General features: G+C 63.5%; 14 protein-coding genes. 5 read left to right on the forward strand and 9 right to left on the reverse strand.

The genetic code is table 11. From position 1 onward, the window contains the following. Window positions 1–93: 93 nt before the first annotated feature. From efeO (KHO49_RS28520) to KHO49_RS28550, 7 genes are all read right to left on the reverse strand, one after another. The gene (efeO, locus tag KHO49_RS28520) at window positions 94–918 is read right to left on the reverse strand and encodes an iron uptake system protein EfeO (RefSeq protein ID WP_213666286.1); all 825 of its coding nucleotides are present in this window, start codon (window positions 916–918) and stop codon (window positions 94–96) included. A gap of 35 nt (window positions 919–953) precedes the next feature. Continuing rightward, entirely contained in the window at window positions 954–2,267 is a 1,314-nt protein-coding gene (efeB, locus tag KHO49_RS28525; protein WP_213666287.1) for an iron uptake transporter deferrochelatase/peroxidase subunit, read from the reverse strand. Between the two features lie 15 nt (window positions 2,268–2,282). Continuing rightward, window positions 2,283–3,482, reverse strand: coding sequence for an iron uptake system protein EfeO (efeO, locus tag KHO49_RS28530; RefSeq protein WP_213666288.1), 1,200 nt, complete (start codon window positions 3,480–3,482; stop codon window positions 2,283–2,285). A gap of 10 nt (window positions 3,483–3,492) precedes the next feature. Further along, window positions 3,493–4,341, reverse strand: coding sequence for an iron uptake transporter permease EfeU (gene efeU, locus KHO49_RS28535; RefSeq protein ID WP_213666289.1), 849 nt, complete (start codon window positions 4,339–4,341; stop codon window positions 3,493–3,495). A gap of 220 nt (window positions 4,342–4,561) precedes the next feature. Continuing rightward, window positions 4,562–5,467, reverse strand: a complete 906-nt coding sequence (locus KHO49_RS28540) for an AraC family transcriptional regulator (RefSeq protein ID WP_213666290.1) — start codon at window positions 5,465–5,467, stop codon at window positions 4,562–4,564. Between the two features lie 180 nt (window positions 5,468–5,647). Further along, window positions 5,648–6,946 (reverse strand): glycosyltransferase, encoded by a 1,299-nt coding sequence (locus KHO49_RS28545; RefSeq protein ID WP_213666291.1) that lies wholly within the window; start codon window positions 6,944–6,946, stop codon window positions 5,648–5,650. Window positions 6,947–7,031: 85 nt separating this feature from the next. Continuing rightward, complete coding sequence (locus KHO49_RS28550; protein ID WP_102865187.1) at window positions 7,032–7,391, reverse strand: response regulator; 360 nt, start codon at window positions 7,389–7,391, stop codon at window positions 7,032–7,034. A gap of 253 nt (window positions 7,392–7,644) precedes the next feature. Here KHO49_RS28550 and KHO49_RS28555 point away from each other — a divergent pair, with 253 nt between their 5' ends. The 5 genes from KHO49_RS28555 to KHO49_RS28575 all read left to right on the forward strand — a co-directional run bounded on the left by KHO49_RS28555 (window position 7,645) and on the right by KHO49_RS28575 (window position 14,202). Beyond that, complete coding sequence (locus KHO49_RS28555) at window positions 7,645–11,139, forward strand: response regulator (RefSeq protein ID WP_102879598.1); 3,495 nt, start codon at window positions 7,645–7,647, stop codon at window positions 11,137–11,139. Beyond that, window positions 11,112–11,954, forward strand: a complete 843-nt coding sequence (locus KHO49_RS28560) for a CheR family methyltransferase (RefSeq protein WP_222933699.1) — start codon at window positions 11,112–11,114, stop codon at window positions 11,952–11,954. Before KHO49_RS28555 ends, KHO49_RS28560 begins: the two co-directional genes overlap by 28 nt. Beyond that, window positions 11,951–12,556, forward strand: a complete 606-nt coding sequence (locus KHO49_RS28565) for a chemotaxis protein CheB (RefSeq protein WP_102879597.1) — start codon at window positions 11,951–11,953, stop codon at window positions 12,554–12,556. Before KHO49_RS28560 ends, KHO49_RS28565 begins: the two co-directional genes overlap by 4 nt. After that, the gene (locus KHO49_RS28570) at window positions 12,550–13,746 is read left to right on the forward strand and encodes a hybrid sensor histidine kinase/response regulator (RefSeq protein WP_102879596.1); all 1,197 of its coding nucleotides are present in this window, start codon (window positions 12,550–12,552) and stop codon (window positions 13,744–13,746) included. Before KHO49_RS28565 ends, KHO49_RS28570 begins: the two co-directional genes overlap by 7 nt. Before the next feature lie 78 nt (window positions 13,747–13,824). Further along, the gene (locus tag KHO49_RS28575) at window positions 13,825–14,202 is read left to right on the forward strand and encodes a response regulator (protein WP_011061530.1); all 378 of its coding nucleotides are present in this window, start codon (window positions 13,825–13,827) and stop codon (window positions 14,200–14,202) included. 8 nt (window positions 14,203–14,210) lie between these two features. Here KHO49_RS28575 and KHO49_RS28580 read toward each other — a convergent pair whose 3' ends face one another. After that, on the reverse strand, window positions 14,211–15,881 hold the full coding sequence (locus KHO49_RS28580) for a response regulator (RefSeq protein WP_213666292.1): 1,671 nt from the start codon (window positions 15,879–15,881) through the stop codon (window positions 14,211–14,213). Next, the gene (locus KHO49_RS28585) at window positions 15,878–17,380 is read right to left on the reverse strand and encodes an ATPase domain-containing protein (protein WP_102879594.1); all 1,503 of its coding nucleotides are present in this window, start codon (window positions 17,378–17,380) and stop codon (window positions 15,878–15,880) included. The genes KHO49_RS28580 and KHO49_RS28585 overlap by 4 nt, the downstream gene beginning before the upstream one ends. Window positions 17,381–17,427: the final 47 nt, after the last annotated feature.

Raw genomic sequence — 17,427 nt, forward strand, 5'->3', positions numbered from 1 at the left:
TGGGGCCTGTGTTGTTCTGGGCGTCGCTTTGGCTGGCCAGCCAATTCCTGCACCAGCCAACTCCTGCATGAGCTGGCTCTGGTGAGGGCGGGCTCAGTTCAGGCCCAGTTTGCCGCGCAGGGTGGAGAGGTCTTCGGCCAGGGTGTTGACCGGACCGATCAGGGCCTTGCGGTCGTTTTCCTTGACCTTGTCGTAGGTCATGAAGCCGCCCTCCGGGGTTTTGTACTTGGCGAGGATCTTGTTCACCGTGGCGAAGTTCTTGTCCACCTTGGCGACAAAGGCTGGGTCCTGTTTCGCGATCTGCCCACGGAACAGGTCGACGATTTTCTTTGCGCCGTCGATGTTGCCCTGGAAGTCGTAGAGGTCGGTGTGGCTGTAGCGGTCTTCTTCTCCGGAGACCTTGGTCGCGGCCACTTCCTCCAGCAGGGCGGCGGCACCCCCCACGACCTTTTCCGGTGGGAAGGTCAGGCCGGCGACGCGGGTCTGCAGGTCCTTGACGTCCTTGTTCAGGCCGTCGGCGAGCTCGCCCAGGCCTTCGGTGCTGTTTTCCGAGAACAGCGAATATTCCAGGCGGTGGAAGCCGGTGAAGTCTTCGGCCTTGACGCCTTGCTCGTGGTCGTCGACCCGGGAGTCGATGGCGGCATCCAGGTCGCTGAAGAGTTCGGCGATGGGTTCGATCGACTCGTAGTAGACCCGAGTCGGTGCGTAGAGCTTCCTGGCGCTGGCCAGGTCGCCCTGTTTCACCGCGTCGGTGAACTCTTGGGTGTGGCTGGCCAGTTCATCGAGCTGCTCGGTGACGTAGATCTTGTAATCGGAGATCGGCCCCACCAGCTCCAGGGGCGCAGCGGCGGCGAACGCCGACAGCGGAGTGTGGAGCAAGCCAAGGGTCAGCAACACAGCGAGGGGCGACTTTTTCATGGGACTTTTCCGTGGGGGTTGAAGTGTCATGGGGGTCAGGCGGTGGTGTTCGGTCGGGTGGCTTCGAGCAACGAGCGACCGATGAAATCGCCGGCGCCGGTGACCCCCGGCAAGCTGAAGAAGTAGCCGCCACCGGTAGGCTTGAGGTACTCCTCCAGAGGCTCGCCGTTGAGGCGGGTCTGGACGGCGATAAAGCCTTTTTCCAGGTCCGCCTGGTAGCAGATGAACAGCAGGCCCATGTCCAGCTGGCCGTTCTTGTTGACCCCATTGGAGTAGTTGAACGGCCGGCGCAGGATCAGGTTTTGCCGGGTCTGTGGGGTGCGCGGGTTGGCCAGGCGGATGTGGGCATCGAGCTTGGTCAGCTTGCCGTGGGGGTCACGGGCGTAGTCGGGGACCTGGCTTTCTTTCTGGCCATCCATGGGCGCGCCCGTGGTCTTGACCCGGCCGATGATGCTTTCCTGCTCCTGCAGCGGGGTGCGGTCCCAGCGCTCGACAAAATTGCGGATGATCCGTACCGCCTGGTAGCTGCCGTGGGTTGCCCAGGCCGGTTCGTCGCTACCGGGCTGGACCCAGACGATCTGCTGCATGGCTTGCTGGTCATTGGAGTCGGGGTTGGCCGAGCCGTCGCGAAAGCCCAGGAAGTTGCGCGCGCTCTGCGCTGGCTCCCCGGGCTTGGCCGGCGCCTGGGGCGGCACGCTGCCTTCCTGCTTCCAGCGCACCAGCAGCAGGTCGGGGAGGTTTTTCACGATGTCGCGCAGGGCGTGGATATTGGTGTCGGCGGTGTTGGAGCAGAACTGCAGGCTCAGGTCGCCATGGCAGCAGGCCGGCTCCAGGGCATCGTTGGGAAAACCCACCATGCGGATCAGGCGCTTGGGTTTGGCGGCGGCCAGGCCAAAACGTTCGTCGAACAACGATTCGCCCACCGACACGGTGATGGTCAGGTTGTCCGGGGTCACTACCGGGCCGAGGATGCCGGAATCCAGGGGCGGCAGTTTCGGGTCGACCTGGGCCACCGGCCCGCCGCTCATGAGAAAGGCGATGCGTTCGTCGAGGGTACGGAACAGTCGCTCCAGGTCGTCGCGGTCGCTGGCCAGCACATCGAAGGACACCAGCATGCCCGAGGTCGGGCGCGGGGTGACGATGCCGCTCTGGTGCTGGCCGTGGTAGTCGTGGCGGTCCTGGGTCTTGTCGCTGCTGGGGGCCTGGGTGACCTGGGCTGCGGCGCCGGCGGCCATGGCCGGGCCACTCAGGCTGCTGCCGGCCAGGGCCACTCCGGCGGCGCCCATGCCCAGCAGCACGCGCCGGCGCTGGGCGGAAAAGCACGGGTTGGATGGATCGGAATCGTTCATTGAAAACTCGTCTGGTTACAGGCCGGAGAGGCCGAGTGCGGGATCGATGGCGTCGAGAGCGTCGGCCAGGGCCTTGGCCTTGTCGGCGATCTCTTTGCGTTGTGCGGCGCTGACCTTGTCGTAGTCCAGGTAGCCGGCGTCGTCGCGCAGGCTGGCGAGCCGGGTGTCCAGTGCATTGGTGGCGTTGTCGATCTGGGGCAACAACCGGGCAGCGGACTTGGCCAGCAAGGGGCGCAGCAGGTCGAGGACCTTGCGGGTGGTTGTCAGGTTGGCGGCAAAGCCGTTGAGGTCGCTGTGGCTGTAGCGCTCTTCCTCGCCGCTGCTGGCCCGCTGGTCGGCAAGGCTGCGCAGGTTGCGTGCGACGATGCTCACCAGTTGTTCCGGCGCCAGGGTTTGGGCCAGCAGTTGCTCCTTGAGGCGCGAGACGTTGCTGGACAGCTGCTTCGCGACCGGAGCCAGGCCGGCCAGGTCGCGTTTCTGGAACAGGCCGTATTCCAGGCGGTGGAAGCCACTGAAGCCCGGGTCCTGTTCCCGCTGTTCGAAATAGTCGGCGCGGGCGTTGATGGCGTTGTCCAGCGCGGCCAGGCGCTGGGCGGCCGGGGCCAGTTGCTGGTAGGCGGCGCGGGCCGGCAGGTACAGGGCTTGTGCCTGCTTCAGGTCACCGGCATCGATGGCCTGTTGCAGAGCGTTCACCGCCTTGATCAGGGCACCGCCTTGGGTGCTCAGGTAAACCCGGAATTCCGCCAGTGGGCCGATAAAGGCCACCATCGAAGGCCGGGCCTTGGCCTGGGCCTCGGACTGCGCGGTCGGGGTCACGTGCAGGGTGCCGCGCGGGTTGCTCAGCAACCCGCACGTGATGGCGTAGTCGCCCGGTTGCAGGGTGGCGTTGATCACCTGGCTTAGGCCCGGAGCGATGTTCTCCCGCTCCTCGACCACCAGCACGCCATCGAGGATTTCCCATTCCACGGCTCGGTCCGAGCGGTTGACGATGCGAAAGCTGGCGTGGCCTGCCGGCACCGTCAGCGCGTTGGGCTCACAGCTGTGGGGATGGAGGGTCACGGTGATTTCGCCCTGGTGGGCCTGGCGCTTGCTGGCGGCCCGTTGCGAGGCGTAATAGAACAGCCCGCCGGCGGCGATCATGACGATCACCGAGCCGGCAACCGCCCAGCGCAGGGCGCGGGGCGGCGAGGCCTGGGGAGAGGCTTGCTGGGTCATTGAGGGAGCCTTACTGACTGGAAACGGAAGATGCTGAGCCGGGCGCCTTGGCCGGGGCGCCACCGGGCAGGAAGAACAGCACCAGGGTCACGCCCAGGTACAGCACATAGGCGCCTAAGGTGCTGAGGGTGGGGGCGTCCTGGTAGCCGAACATGCCGGCCAGCACCGAGCCCAAAGGGCCATCCATGGGCAGGCTGGCGCTGACATCGAAGAGCACGCTCTGCAGGTGGTTCCAGACCCCGGCTTCATGCAGGGCCTGCACCGAGTTGGCGAGGATGCCGGCGGCCACCACCAGGATGAACAGCCCGGTCCAGCGGAAGAAGGCGGCGAGGTTCAGGCGCATGCTGCCGGTATAGATCAGGAAACCGACGATGATCGCCACGATCAGCCCCAGCAGGGCGCCGAGCGGCGCGCCCGGGCCTTCGCTCTGCTGGAACACCGCCAGCAGGAAGAACACGGTTTCCAGGCCTTCCCGGGCGACGGCGAAGAACACCATGGCGATCAGCGCCGTGATCTGATGCCGGGAGCCGGCCAGGGCCTGGTCCAGGGAGGCTTGCAGGGAGTGCTTGATCGAGCGCGCCACCTTGCGCATCCAGAACACCATGGAACTGAGAATGCCTACGGCCACCAGGCCGACGATGCCCTCGAAGAGTTCCTGCTGCTTTTGCGGGAATTCGGCGCTCATCAGCTCCAGGCCGCCGCCCACCAGCAGGGCCAGGGCCGCGGCGAGAAACACTCCGATCCACACCGCGGGCATCCACTGGCCACGGCCGGTCTGCTTCAGGTAGCTGGCGATGATGCCAACGATAAGCGCGGCTTCAATCCCTTCGCGCAGCATGATCAGAAATGGAACAAGCATTCAGCACCGGCGGGGCAATGGGTAGGGAGCTAACTTGTAACATAATGATACTCATTGCCAAATGAAGATCATTGACATCTGCTGAACCTAGGCTGAACGAGGTTTATTTACCAGTGTTCGCGCTCTGTAGGAGCCGGCTTGCCGGCGAAGAGGCCCCTGAGCCCTGCGCAGGACGTTGGACCGCCCTCGCTGGCAAGCCAACTGCTACGGGGCGGGGCGATCAGCCCAGGTTCTGCTCGGTCAGGCGTTGCACCGCCAGGCGGCGGTAATGGGAAGGGGTCATGCCCTTGAGTTGCTGGAAGCGGCGATTGAAGTTGGAGATGTTGTTGAATCCCGACTCGAAGCACACGTCGGTCACCGGTTTGTCGCCATCGGCCAGCAGTTCGCAGGATTTGCTGATCCGCAGGCGATTGACGAACTCGATGAAGCAGCGCCCCGTGGCCTGTTTGAACACCCGGGAGAAGTAGGTGGGCTTCATCCCCAGGTACTGGGCCACTTCCTCCAGGGGCAGCTCTCGGGCGTAGTGGGCAAAGATGTAGTCCACGGCACGGTTGGTGCGGTCGACACTGTGTTCGTCCGCCAGTTGCACGTGGGTGGCGCCGGACAGCAGTTGATAGTCGTCGCAGGCCGCCAGCAGTTCCATGAGGATGAAAAAGTGGCCGAGGCGGGTGATGCCGCTGGAATCGGCAATGCGCTGCATCAGGGGCAGGGCCTGGGCGATGGTGTGCTTGCAGCGGAACTCGATACCGTATTGCGCCCGCTCCAGCAGCGGGCTGAGGTTCTTCAGTTCGGTGAACACCTGGCTGCCGCTGTCGAACAGTTCGTCGGTGAAGTTCACCAGCATGTCGCGCTTGGCCACGACCTCGTCCTCGGCCACCTGGCTGATCCAGTTGTGGGGCAGGTTGGGGCCGGTCAGGAACAGCGTCTGCGGATAGAAGTTGCCAATGTAGTCGCCGATGAACACCTTGCCGGAGCTGGCGACGATCAGGTGCAGTTCGTATTCCTTGTGGAAGTGCCAGCGCACCAGGGGGCAGGGGAAGCCGTGCTGGCGATAGATGATCGACAGGCCGTTATGGTCGTCCATCAACTCGTAGGAGGGGTCGCTGATCTTGCCGGTTCGACTCATGGCGCGGGACTGTTCTTGTTGTTGGCCGCGCTGATAATGCCTTGTGCCCCGCCCGCGCACCAGTAGGAGCTGGCTTGCCAGCGAAGAGGTCCTTGAGGGCGATGCAGGGCTTGCGGGCCTCTTCGCCGGCAAGCCGACTCCTACAGGGAGTTTGCGTGTCTCGCCCGTAGGAGCAGGGGGTCATGGGGCAGGGCGGTTCTTGGCTTCGATCCATTGCGCCATGTATTGGGTGCTCTTGTGATGGTGGTGTCGCAGCATGGCGCCGGTGAAGTTGTCCCGGCGCAACTGCTCCAGGTGCTGGCGGCAGTCTTGCAGGCGCTGGATCAGGGCCGGGCCGTGGACTTGCTGGCGGTAGCGCGCTTCAAGCAACCGCCGGCCATCGGTCTGGGCCTGTTCCCACAACTGTTGGTCCTGGTACAGGCGCACGGCCGCGGTCGCCAGGGCGCTGGCCGATTCGGCCACCGCGCCCGGCCAGGGCAGGCCATCCTGGGACATGGATTCGCTGCCCACCGGCGTGGTGACGCTGGGCGTGCCGCAGAGCATGGCGTCCAGCAGCTTGCCCTTGATCCCGGCGCCAAAACGCAGGGGGGCCAGGCAGATCCGCGCGGCGCTCATCACCTGCAGCGCGTCTTGCGCCCAGTTCATGATGTAAAAGCCCTGGGCCGGGTTGTGCAGGGCTGCCGCCTTGGGCGGGGTGTAGGCGCCGTACAGGTGCAGTTGCGCGCCAGGCAGTTGCTGGCGGATCAGCGGCCACACGCGGTTTTTCATCCAGAGCACGGCGTCCCAGTTCGGCGCGTGGCGGAAATTGCCGATGCTGAGGAAGTGCGCCCGCTGTTCGAAGGGCGGGAAGTCCTGCGGCAGTTGTTCCAGCATCAAGGGGCACCAGTGCAGCAGCGCCGGAGGCAGGCGGAACTGCTGCACCAGCAGCTCGATCTCCACCTCGGAGATCATCAGGCTCAGGTCGCAGCGGTAGATGGCGGCGATCTCGCGCTTGGCCAGGTCGGTGTCGGCCATGTGCTGGAATTCTTCTGTCGCTGCCTGGGTGAACAGGGCACTGAAGTCATCTTCGTCGGCGCAGGCCTTGAGGTGGTCCTTGAGGCGCTGATGCCGGGCATGGCGCAGGCATTGCAAATCCGAGGTTTCCAGGACCCGCAGGGCATTCGGGCAGTGTTGCTCGACCCGCCAGCCGAACTGTTCTTCCATCATGAACTGGTCGAACAGCACGATGTCCGGGGCCAGTTCGGCGACAAAGCGGTCAAAACTGCTGTTGTTGAGCTCGATCGGGCATTCGCGGATACCCAGGGCCGTCAGGTCCTCCTTGTGTTCGCCCTCTTTGGCCGGGCTGCTGAAGGTCAGCTCCCAGCCCTGGTCGAGGAAACTCTGGAGGATCTGCATCATGTGCCCGCCGGCGGCGGAGGAGCGGGGTTCGGGCCAGACGTAACCAATGATCAGGACTTTGGTTGCGGCGGTGGGACTCATGAGGGGCGATTCCTGGCAGGCAAGGGCAAAAAAAGGCCGCCATTAAACCACAGCACGTCAGCGGCGGATCAGGCCGCTGCCGGGCTCAACCGAGGATGCTGCGCACCTTGTCCCGCAACTGGTCGATGGAGAAGGGCTTGCCGATCACCGACATGCCGGCAGGCACGTCGATGGACTCGGCATAGCCGCTGGCAAACAGCACCGGCAGGTGCGGACGCAGTTGCCGGGCGCGTTCGGCCAGTTCACGGCCGTTCATGCCGGGCAGGCCGACATCGGTCATCAGCAGGTCGATGGTCTGTTGCGGGTTTTCCAGCAGGCTCAGCGCGGCGTCACTGCCATCAGCCTCCAGGACGCTGAATTCGAGCTCTTCGAGAACATCGACAATCAGCATGCGCACGATGGCATCGTCTTCGACGACTAGGATGGTGGAGACGCTGGCGGGCATAGGGACTCTCTCAAGAAATGGGTGGTACGGGGCGCTGCGACAGGCGGCCCTGTGCATCAGTAAGTGGCGACTGGCCACAAGTTCCCGAAGCTGTACAGAAAAATGCTGTTGTACAAGCGCCGGCAAGAATAACCGCTTCCCTTGTCCCAGGGCAGGTCCAATCGCAGTTGTGAACCCATGGGTTATAAAAAATAGCTGCGATGGCCGAATGTGGGGCAAACTTCGTTTTTTTTCCTGCGCCAAGGTCCATCAAATGATCCGTCCGTCATCGGTTGATGAACAGAGTTTTCGCAAGCTGCTGACCCGCAACATCAGCCTGCCCCTCGGTGTAGGCGTGCTCAGCGCGGTTTTTTTCGTGTCCCTGATCACCTACCTGCTCTCGGTCATCCAGTGGGTGCAGCACACTGACCGGGTGATCAACAATCTCAACGAGGCGGCGCGCCTGACCATCGACCTGGAAACCGGCATGCGCGGGTTCCTGATCACCGGCGATGAGCATTTCCTCGACCCTTATGAAGTGGCCAAGCCACGCATCCTCAGCGAGCTCAATGGGCTGCGTGATCTGGTCGCCGACAACCCGCAGCAGGTCGACCGCCTCAAGCGCCTGGAAGCCCTGCAGCTGGAGTGGAACAACTTCTCCCTGAGCATGATCGAGCTGCGTCGGCAGAACGGCGACTACCGTGGCGCGGTGCAGGCCGGGCGGGGCAAGCGCCTGACCGACGAGATCCGCAAGGAATACGAGGATGCGGTGGGCATGGAGCAGCAGTTGCGCCTGGAGCGTAATGAGAGCGTCAGCCGCACCACCATTTTCAGCGTGATCCTGTACCTGTTGTTCGTGGTGGGCATCAGCGGCTTGCTGGCCTATGTCGGGCGTCGGGATCTGCTGGCGCTGTCCAAAAGCTACAGCGACAACCTCGAGGCCCAGGAAAACAGCGCCCGGCGCCTGGAACAGCAGGCCTGGCTGCGCAACGGCCAGACCGAACTGGCCGAACAGATGCTCGGCCAACTGACCCTGAACCTGCTGGGGCGCAATATCCTCCAGTTCTGCGCCCATTACCTGGGGACACCGGTGGCGGCGCTGTATGTCCGTGAAGATCACGGCGGCCTCAAGCGTGTGGCTTCTTATGGATTTTCCCGTGAGCTGGAGCAGCAAGAGCAGTCGCTGTATGGCGATGAGGGCCTGGTGGGCCAGGCCGCGCAGCACAAGCGCCTGATCCGCCTGGACGATGTGCCGGTGGATTACTTCAAGGTCAGCTCCGGCCTGGGCGAGGGCGCGCCGCGCAGCGTGCTGGTGGTGCCGACCCGTGATGACGACCGGGTCAATGGCGTGATCGAGCTGGGCTTCCTGCGGGCGCTGAGCGATCGCGATGTGGAGTTGCTGGAGCTGATTGCCGGCAATATCGGCACCTCCATCGAAGCCGCGCGCTACCGCCAGCGCCTTCAGGAAGTGCTGGCCGAAACCCAGCAGCTCAACGAAGAGTTGCAGGTGCAGCAGGAAGAATTGAAGACCGCCAACGAGGAGTTGGAGGAGCAGTCGCGGATTCTCAAGGAGTCCCAGGTGCACCTGGAAACGCAGCAGGTGGAACTGGAACAGACCAACGAACAGCTGGCCGAGCAGGCGCAGATCCTCGCCGAGCAGCGCGACGCCATGGACCGCAAGAACAGCGAGTTGAACGAGGCGCAGACCCAGCTTGAAGAGCGCGCCGAAGAACTGCAGCGCTCCAGCAAGTACAAGTCCGAATTCCTCGCCAACATGTCCCACGAACTGCGCACACCGCTCAACAGTTCGTTGATCCTGGCCAAGTTGCTGGCGGAAAACCCCCAGGAGAACCTCACTGCCGAGCAGGTCAAGTTCGCCGAGTCGATCTATTCCGCCGGCAACGACCTGCTGAACCTGATCAATGACATCCTGGATATCTCCAAGGTCGAGGCGGGCAAGCTCGAAGTGCGTCCGGAAAATGCCAGCGTGCCACGCCTGGTGGACGGCTTGCGCAGCCTGTTCCAGCCGTTGACCGCGGACAAGGGCCTGGCCTTCAAGGTGGAGCTGCAACCGGGGGCGCCACAGAGGCTGTTCACGGATCGCCAGCGGGTCGAACAGATACTCAAGAACCTGCTGTCCAACGCGGTCAAGTTCACCGAAAGGGGCCAGGTCAGCCTGAGCGTTGGTGCTCAGCCGGGGGGCGGTATCGCCTTTGTCGTGCAGGATTCGGGGATCGGCATCGCCCAGGACCAGCAGGAAAGCATTTTCGAAGCCTTCCGCCAGGCCGACGGCACCACCAACCGGCGTTATGGCGGCACTGGCCTGGGGCTGTCGATCTCCCGGGATCTGGCGACCTTGCTGGGGGGCTCCATCAGCGTCAGCAGTGAGCCGGGGCAGGGCAGCATTTTCACGCTGGTGCTGCCAGAGCAGTACAGCGAGGCGGCCGAGCCGGTGCTGGCGCCAGCACCTGCAATGATGCCGGTGGCGGCGCCTGTTGCACCCAGTGCGCCGTTGCCGGTGGCTGAAGTGCCTGGCAGTGAGATCCCGCGCTTTGCCGATGACCGGGACAAGGCCCCATTCAGCAGCCGCTGCATCCTGGTGGTGGAAGATGAGCCGAATTTTGCGCATATCCTCTTCGATCTGGCCCACGAACTGGGTTACCACTGCCTGGTGGCCCATGGCGCCGATGAGGGCTACAGCCTGGCCGAGCAGTACATCCCGGACGCCATCCTGCTGGACATGCGCCTGCCCGACCATTCCGGCCTGACCGTGCTCCAACGCCTCAAGGAACATGCCCAGACCCGGCACATCCCGGTGCACGTGATCTCGGTGGAAGACCGGGTGGAAGCGGCCATGCACATGGGCGCCGTGGGCTACGCGGTGAAACCCACCACCCGCGAGGAGCTCAAGGACGTCTTCGCCCGCCTGGAAGCCAAGCTGACGCAGAAGGTCAAGCGCGTGCTGCTGGTGGAGGACGACGACCTGCAACGCGACAGCATTGCCCGGCTGATCGGCGACGACGATATCGAGATCACCGCCGTGGGCCTGGCCCAGGATGCCCTGGACCTGCTGCGCGAGAATGTCTACGACTGCATGGTCATCGACCTCAAGCTGCCGGACATGCTCGGCAACGACCTGCTCAAGCGCATGTCCACCGAGGACATCTGCTCCTTCCCGCCGGTGATCGTCTATACCGGGCGCAACCTGACCCGAGATGAAGAGACCGAGCTGCGCAAGTATTCCCGTTCGATCATCATCAAGGGCGCCCGCTCGCCGGAGCGCCTGCTGGATGAAGTGACGTTGTTTCTGCACAAAGTCGAATCCCAGTTGTCCCATGAGCGGCAGAAGATGCTCAAGACCGCCCGCAGCCGCGACAAGGTCTTCGAGGGGCGCAAGATCCTCCTGGTGGATGATGACGTGCGCAACATCTTTGCCTTGACCAGCGCCCTGGAACACAAGGGCGCGGTGGTGGTGATCGGCCGTAACGGCCATGAGGCCATCGCCAGACTCAATGAAGTCGAGGATATCGACCTGGTGCTTATGGACGTGATGATGCCGGAGATGGACGGTTTCGAAGCCACGGTGCAGATCCGCAAGGACCCGCGCTGGCGCAAGCTGCCCATCATCGCCGTGACCGCCAAGGCCATGAAGGATGATCAGGAGCGCTGCCTGCAGGCCGGCTCCAACGACTACCTGGCCAAGCCGATCGATCTGGACCGGCTGTTTTCCCTTATCCGCGTATGGCTGCCGAAGATGGAAAGAATTTAGTGGAGCGTAATACCGAGATCGAACTGCGTTTGCTGATCGAAGCTATTTATCTCAAATACAGCTACGACTTCCGCGACTACTCCGGTGCTTCGATCAAGCGCCGGGTCAACCACGCTTTGCGTCAGTTCGAGTGCAAGACCATTTCCGCGCTGCAGGAGCGGGTGCTGCACGACCCGACGGCGTTCATGCAATTGCTGCAGTTCCTGACCATTCCGGTGAGCGAGATGTTTCGCGACCCGTCGCACTTCCTGGCGATCCGCCAGGAGGTGGTGCCGCTGCTCAAGACCTACCCGTCGATCAAGATCTGGATCGCCGGCTGCAGCACCGGGGAAGAGGTCTATTCCATGGCCATCCTGCTGCGCGAAGAAGGGCTGCTGGAACGCACCATCATCTATGCCACGGACATCAATCCCAGCTCCCTGGAGAAGGCCAAGCAAGGCATCTTCTCCCTGGAGAACGTGCGGGCCTACACCCACAACTACCAGCAGGCCGGCGGCCAGCGTTCCTTTGCCGACTACTACACCGCAGCCTACGACTACGCGATCTTCGACAAGAGCCTGCGGGAGAACGTGACCTTCGCCGACCACAGCCTGGCGACCGACAGCGTATTCTCTGAAACTCAATTGATTTCATGCCGTAACGTATTGATTTACTTCAATAAAAAATTGCAGGATCGGGCCTTCGGACTGTTCCATGAGTCGCTCTGCCACCGGGGTTTCCTGGTGCTGGGCAGCAAGGAGACCCTGGACTTTTCTGCCTACGGCAAGCACTTCGAACCCTTGGTCAAACAAGAACGGATCTACCGCAAGACATGAACCAGCAGACTGCCGGACACAACCTCTGGCCACGGGTCGAGGCCGTTGTGGTGGGCGCATCCGCCGGTGGCGTGGAGGCGTTGTTGAATCTGTTCAGTGACTTTCCCCAGGACTTTCGCCTGCCGGTGATCGTGGTCCTGCATCTGCCGGACGAGCGTCGCAGCCAGTTGGCGGACATCTTCGACCGGCGCCTGGCGCTATCGGTGAAGGAGGCTGAGGACAAGGAGCAGATCGTCCCCGGTACCTTGTACTTCGCTGCCCCCGGTTATCACTTGTCGGTGGAGCAGGACCGCAGCCTGTCCCTGAGCCAGGAGGAGCGGCTGCACCATTCCCGTCCCGCCATCGACTACCTGTTCGAATCCGCGGCTGATGCCTACGGCAATAGCCTGGCCGCCGTGCTGCTGACCGGGGCCAACCAGGACGGCGCCTGGGGGTTGGCGCAGATCAAGCGCCAGGGCGGCCTGACCATTGTCCAGGACCCCCGCGAAGCCCAGGTCGCGACCATGCCGGAAGCGGCCCTGGCCCTGCAGCAACCGGATTACATTCTCCCTTTGCGCGGCATCAGCCGTCTGCTTGCCGAGCTGGAACGAACCTCATGTTAAGTACTATTCAAGCCAAGCTGCTGATCGTCGACGATCTGCCGGAGAACCTGCTGGCCCTGGAAGCGCTGATCAAGCGCGAGGACCGCCTGGTGTACAAGGCGCTGTCGGCCGACGAGGCCTTGTCGCTGCTGCTCCAGCATGAGTTCGCCATGGCCATCCTCGATGTACAGATGCCGGGCATGAATGGCTTCGAGCTGGCCGAGTTGATGCGCGGCACCGAGAAGACCAAGCACATCCCCATCGTTTTCGTCAGTGCTGCCGGACGCGAGCTCAACTACGCCTTCAAGGGCTACGAGAGCGGGGCGGTGGACTTCCTGCACAAGCCCCTGGACATCCACGCGGTGAAGAGCAAGGTCAATGTGTTCGTCGACCTGTACCGCCAGAGCAAGGCCATGAAGCAGCAGGTCGAGGCCCTGGAGCAGAGCCGGCGTGAGCAGGAGGCGTTGCTCAACAAGCTTCAGGCCACCCAGAACGAGCTGGAGCAGGCGGTGCGCATGCGCGATGACTTCATGTCCATCGTCGCCCATGAAGTGCGCACGCCCCTCAATGGCCTGATCCTGGAAACCCAGCTGCGCAAGATGCACCTGGCCCGGGAGAACGCTGCCGCCTTCAGCCTGGACAAGATGCACGCCATGGTGGATCGCGACGAGCGCCAGATCAAAAGCCTGATCCGCCTGATCGAAGACATGCTGGACATCTCGCGGATTCGCACTGGCAAGCTGTCGATTCGCCCGTCCCGGTTTGACCTGGCGCAGTTGGTACGCGGGTTGGTGGAAAACTTCGCGCCCCAGGTGGAAGCTGCGCAATCGTCCCTGAGCCTGGAAGCCGAGCAGCCGTTGCAAGGCCACTGGGACGAATTCCGCATCGAACAGGTGATTTCCAATCTGCTGACCAATGCCTTGCGCTACGGCGCCAAGAGCCCCATCCAAGTCCGGGTCTATGCCCAGGACGGCGAGGCCCGGGTCGAGGTGCGCGATCATGGGATTGGCATCAGCGAAGAGAACCAGAAGCGAATTTTCCAGCAGTTCGAGCGGGTCAGCGCCAGCCACGTGGCGGCGGGCCTTGGGCTTGGGCTGTTTATTTCCGAGCAGATCGTCACTGCCCATGGCGGCACCATCAGTGTTGAAAGCCGGATTGGCGAGGGCGCGCTGTTTCGCGTGAGCCTGCCCTTGTCGACGACCGACGAATGACTAAAAGCGTAATGCTCACGCAACCTCTGCGTGACCCAATGGTCGTAACAGCAGCAATTGATCGAGCAAAGGTTTTCCATGAGTGAAGATGCACAAGACGTCGTACTGATCGTCGAAGATGAACCCGTCATCCTGATGCTGCTGGCCGACTATCTGTCGGGCCTGGGCTACCGGGTACTCCAGGCGGAAAATGGCGAGCAGGCGTTCGAGATCCTGGCCAGCAAGCCGCACCTGGATGTGATGATCACCGACTACCGGCTGCCCGGCGGCATTACCGGGGTGATGATCGCTGAGCCGGCAGTGAAGCTGCGCCCGGACCTCAAGGTGATTTTCATCAGCGGCTATCCCAACGAAATCCTCGAGTGCGGCAGCCCCATCACCCGCAAGGCACCGATCCTGGCCAAGCCCTTCGACCTCAACAGCCTGCAGGAGCAGATCCAGCAACTGCTGGCTTGAGCCGGTCCTCAGTCGCGGATCATCTCCTGCACCTTGGCGGTCAGCAGGTCGAAGGTGAAGGGCTTGGTGATCAGTTGCATGCCGGGGTCGAGGAAGCCGCCCCGGGCGGCAGCGTGCTCGGCGTAGCCGGTGATGAACAGGACTTTCAGTTGCGGGCGGATCTGCCGCCCGATCTCCGCCAGTTGCCGGCCGTTCATGCCCGGCAAGCCCACATCGCTGATCAATAGGTCGATGCGTTGCCCCGAATCGAGGATCGGCATGGCGCTGCGGGCGTCGCCGGCTTCGACAAAGGCGTAGCCCAGCTCGCCGAGTACCGCGCTGACCAGCACCCGGACCGCCGGATCATCCTCGACGATCAGCACCGTCTCGCCGTTCTGTGCGGTGCCCGACTGGTGCTCCAGCGGCTGTTCATGCAGCTCCGCACTGCCCCGATAGCGCGGCAGGTACAGGCTGACCTCGGTGCCCCGGCCCAGTGTGCTGTTGAGGGACACGTGGCCGTGGGACTGCTTGCTGAAGCCATAGATCATCGACAGCCCGAGCCCGGTGCCCTGGCCGATGGGCTTGGTGGTGAAGAAGGGGTCGAACACCCGATGGATGATGGCGTCGGGCATGCCGCAGCCGTTGTCGCTGACTCGCAGCAGCACGTAGTCGCCGGGTTCGAGGTTGTCGTGGGCCTGGGTGAAGTCCGGGCCCAGGTGCTGATTGAGGGTTTCCACCAGCAGCCGGCCGCCATTGGGCATGGCATCCCGGGCGTTGAGGACCAGATTGAGCAGGGCGCTTTCCAGCTGGTTGGGGTCGGCCTCGGCGATCCACAGTTGCGGGCACAGCTGCATGTCCAGCTGGATGCTTTCGCTGAGGCTGCGTTGCAGCAGTTCGCCCATGGACGTCACCAGGGCATTCATTTCCACTGGCTTGGAGTCCAGCGACTGGCGCCGGGAGAAGGCCAGCAGGCGATGGGTCAGGCCGGCGGCGCGATTGGCCGAGGTGACCCCCAGGTCGATCAGTCGGTCCAGGTCTTCGGTGCGGCCCCGGGCCAGGCGCCGGCGCAGCAGCTCCAGGCTGCCGATGATGCCGGTGAGCATGTTGTTGAAGTCATGGGCGATGCCGCCAGTGAGCTGGCCCACGGCTTCCATCTTTTGCGACTGGCGCAGGGCTTCCTCGTTGTGCCGCAGTTGCGCCGTGCGCTCTTGCACCTGCTGTTCCAGGGTTTCCAGGGTGCATTGCAGGCGCAGTTCGCTCTGGCTCAGGTCGATCAGCCGGTCCCGGGCTTCGTATTGGCGACGGCGTCCGCGCAGGGCGGCGCTGACCAGGCTGATCAGAGTGGCCGGATGGAAGGGCCGTTCGAGGAAGCTGACGTTGCCCAGGGGCACGCTGAAGCCTGAGGCCGGGTTCTGCTCCGGACCGCCGTGCTGGGTCAGCAGCACGATGGGCAGGTCGGACCAGGCCGGTTGTTGTTGCAGATGGCGCAGCAGGGGGGCCAGGTCGACCCCGCGCAAAGCCTCGGCGGCGATGATCACCAGCCCGGCACCGTGCTCCAGCTCTGCGCACAGGACCGGCAGATCCGGGCAGATCAGGCTGCGAAATCCCGCCTCGTTGAGCATCATCTGCGCCAGCTGGCTGTCACGGCCGTGGGGCGTAAGCACCAGGGCGCGTTCGGAAAATGCCAGGTCCTGGGTCATCGCCCCTCGTCCCGAAGCAGCGGTTTGCTTTCGCCCAGGTAGGTGGGCACGCCGCGCAGTACGCCCTGGAAGGCTTCCAGGGGTTCGCCGATGGTCAGCCCGCGAGCGCCGATGCGGTATTCACGGATGGTGGACTCGTGGCTGCCGGTGCGTTTCTTGATGATGGAGATGGCCCGACGCACCTTGCCCAGGGCCTCGAAGTAGCGCAGCAGGACCACGGTGTCCGCCAGGTAGGTGATGTCCACCGGGGCCTGCATGTCGCCCACCAGGCCGTGCTGGGCCACGGTCATGAAGGTCGCGGCGCCCTGGCGATTGAGGTACAGCAGCAGTTCGTGCATGTGCAGCACCAGGGCGTTTTCCTCGGGCATGGCCGCCTGGTAGCCGTTGATGCTGTCGATCACCACGGTCTTGATCCGTTGTTGGTCGACACAGCGCCGGACCCGGTAGGACAGTTCCCCCGGGGACAGTTCTGCGGCGTCCACTTGCTCGATCACCAGATTGCCGGTGGCTTGCAGGGCCTCCAGGTCGATGCCCATGTTGCGCATGCGTTCCAACAGCAGCCCCAGCTCTTCGTCGAAGATGAACAGCGCGGCTTTCTCGCCCCGGGCCACGGCGGCCGCGGCGAAGATCATCGAAATAAGCGATTTGCCGGTACCGGCGGGGCCGAGGATCAGGGTGCTGGAACCGCTTTCGATGCCGCCTCCCAGGAGCGCGTCCATTTCCGCAATGCCGCTTGTCAGGGTCAGGCGCTCGTTGCGGCCCCGGTGTTCGGCAGCCACCAGCCTTGGGAAGACATGGACCCCGTCGCCCATGATGGTGAAATCATGGAAGCCGCCGCGGTACTTCTGGCCACGGTATTTCACCACCCGGACGCGCCGGCGCTCGGCGCCGTAGCTGGGGGTCAGCTCTTCCAGGCGGATCACCCCGTGGGCCACGCTGTGCACGGTCTTGTCCAGGGATTCGGTGGTCAGGTCGTCCAGGAGCAGCACGGTGGCGTCATAGCGCACGAAGTAGTGCTTGATCGCCAGGATCTGTCGCCGGTAGCGCAGGGAACTCTGGGCCAGCAGGCGGATTTCCGAGAGGCTGTCGAGCACCACCCGCGTCGGCTTGACCCGTTCCACCACGTCGAAGATCTGCCGGGTGGCTTCCCCCAGCTCCAGGTCCGAGGAATACAGCAGGCTTTGCTGGTGCTCGGCGTTGAGCAGGCTTTCCGGTGGGGTCAGCTCGAAGATGTGGATGTTGTGGTCCAGCTGCCAGCCGTGGGACTGGGCGCCCTGGCGCAGTTCGCGCTCGGTTTCCGAGAGGGTGATGTACAGGCAGCGCTCACCGGCCAGGGCGCCGGCACGCAGAAAATGCAAGGCCACGGTGGTCTTGCCGGTGCCGGGTTCGCCTTCCAGCAGGAATACATGGCTGCGTGATAATCCTCCAGAGAGAATATCGTCCAGGCCTTCGACGCCAGTGGCGGCTTTTTCGCTGAGCAACGCAGATGAGGTCGACAAACAATGCCCTCGCACATATGGGTCCAGGTGATCGGCGATGGCGACGA

Source organism: Pseudomonas sp. RC4D1 (assembly GCF_018390395.1).
In the GTDB taxonomy this organism is placed as follows: Bacteria; Pseudomonadota; Gammaproteobacteria; order Pseudomonadales; family Pseudomonadaceae; genus Aquipseudomonas; species Aquipseudomonas danubii.

Excerpts from the sequence above, each read along its gene's own strand:
- efeO (WP_213666286.1), bottom strand. The coding sequence starts at position 918 with ATGAAAAAGTCGCCCCTCGCTGTGTTGCTGACCCTTGGCTTGCTCCAC.
- efeB (WP_213666287.1), bottom strand. The coding sequence starts at position 2,267 with ATGAACGATTCCGATCCATCCAACCCGTGCTTTTCCGCCCAGCGCCGG.
- efeO (WP_213666288.1), bottom strand. The coding sequence starts at position 3,482 with ATGACCCAGCAAGCCTCTCCCCAGGCCTCGCCGCCCCGCGCCCTGCGC.
- efeU (WP_213666289.1), bottom strand. The coding sequence starts at position 4,341 with ATGCTTGTTCCATTTCTGATCATGCTGCGCGAAGGGATTGAAGCCGCG.
- KHO49_RS28540 (WP_213666290.1), bottom strand. The coding sequence starts at position 5,467 with ATGAGTCGAACCGGCAAGATCAGCGACCCCTCCTACGAGTTGATGGAC.
- KHO49_RS28545 (WP_213666291.1), bottom strand. The coding sequence starts at position 6,946 with ATGAGTCCCACCGCCGCAACCAAAGTCCTGATCATTGGTTACGTCTGG.
- KHO49_RS28550 (WP_102865187.1), bottom strand. The coding sequence starts at position 7,391 with ATGCCCGCCAGCGTCTCCACCATCCTAGTCGTCGAAGACGATGCCATC.
- KHO49_RS28555 (WP_102879598.1), top strand. The coding sequence starts at position 7,645 with ATGATCCGTCCGTCATCGGTTGATGAACAGAGTTTTCGCAAGCTGCTG.
- KHO49_RS28560 (WP_222933699.1), top strand. The coding sequence starts at position 11,112 with ATGGCTGCCGAAGATGGAAAGAATTTAGTGGAGCGTAATACCGAGATC.
- KHO49_RS28565 (WP_102879597.1), top strand. The coding sequence starts at position 11,951 with ATGAACCAGCAGACTGCCGGACACAACCTCTGGCCACGGGTCGAGGCC.
- KHO49_RS28570 (WP_102879596.1), top strand. The coding sequence starts at position 12,550 with ATGTTAAGTACTATTCAAGCCAAGCTGCTGATCGTCGACGATCTGCCG.
- KHO49_RS28575 (WP_011061530.1), top strand. The coding sequence starts at position 13,825 with ATGAGTGAAGATGCACAAGACGTCGTACTGATCGTCGAAGATGAACCC.
- KHO49_RS28580 (WP_213666292.1), bottom strand. The coding sequence starts at position 15,881 with ATGACCCAGGACCTGGCATTTTCCGAACGCGCCCTGGTGCTTACGCCC.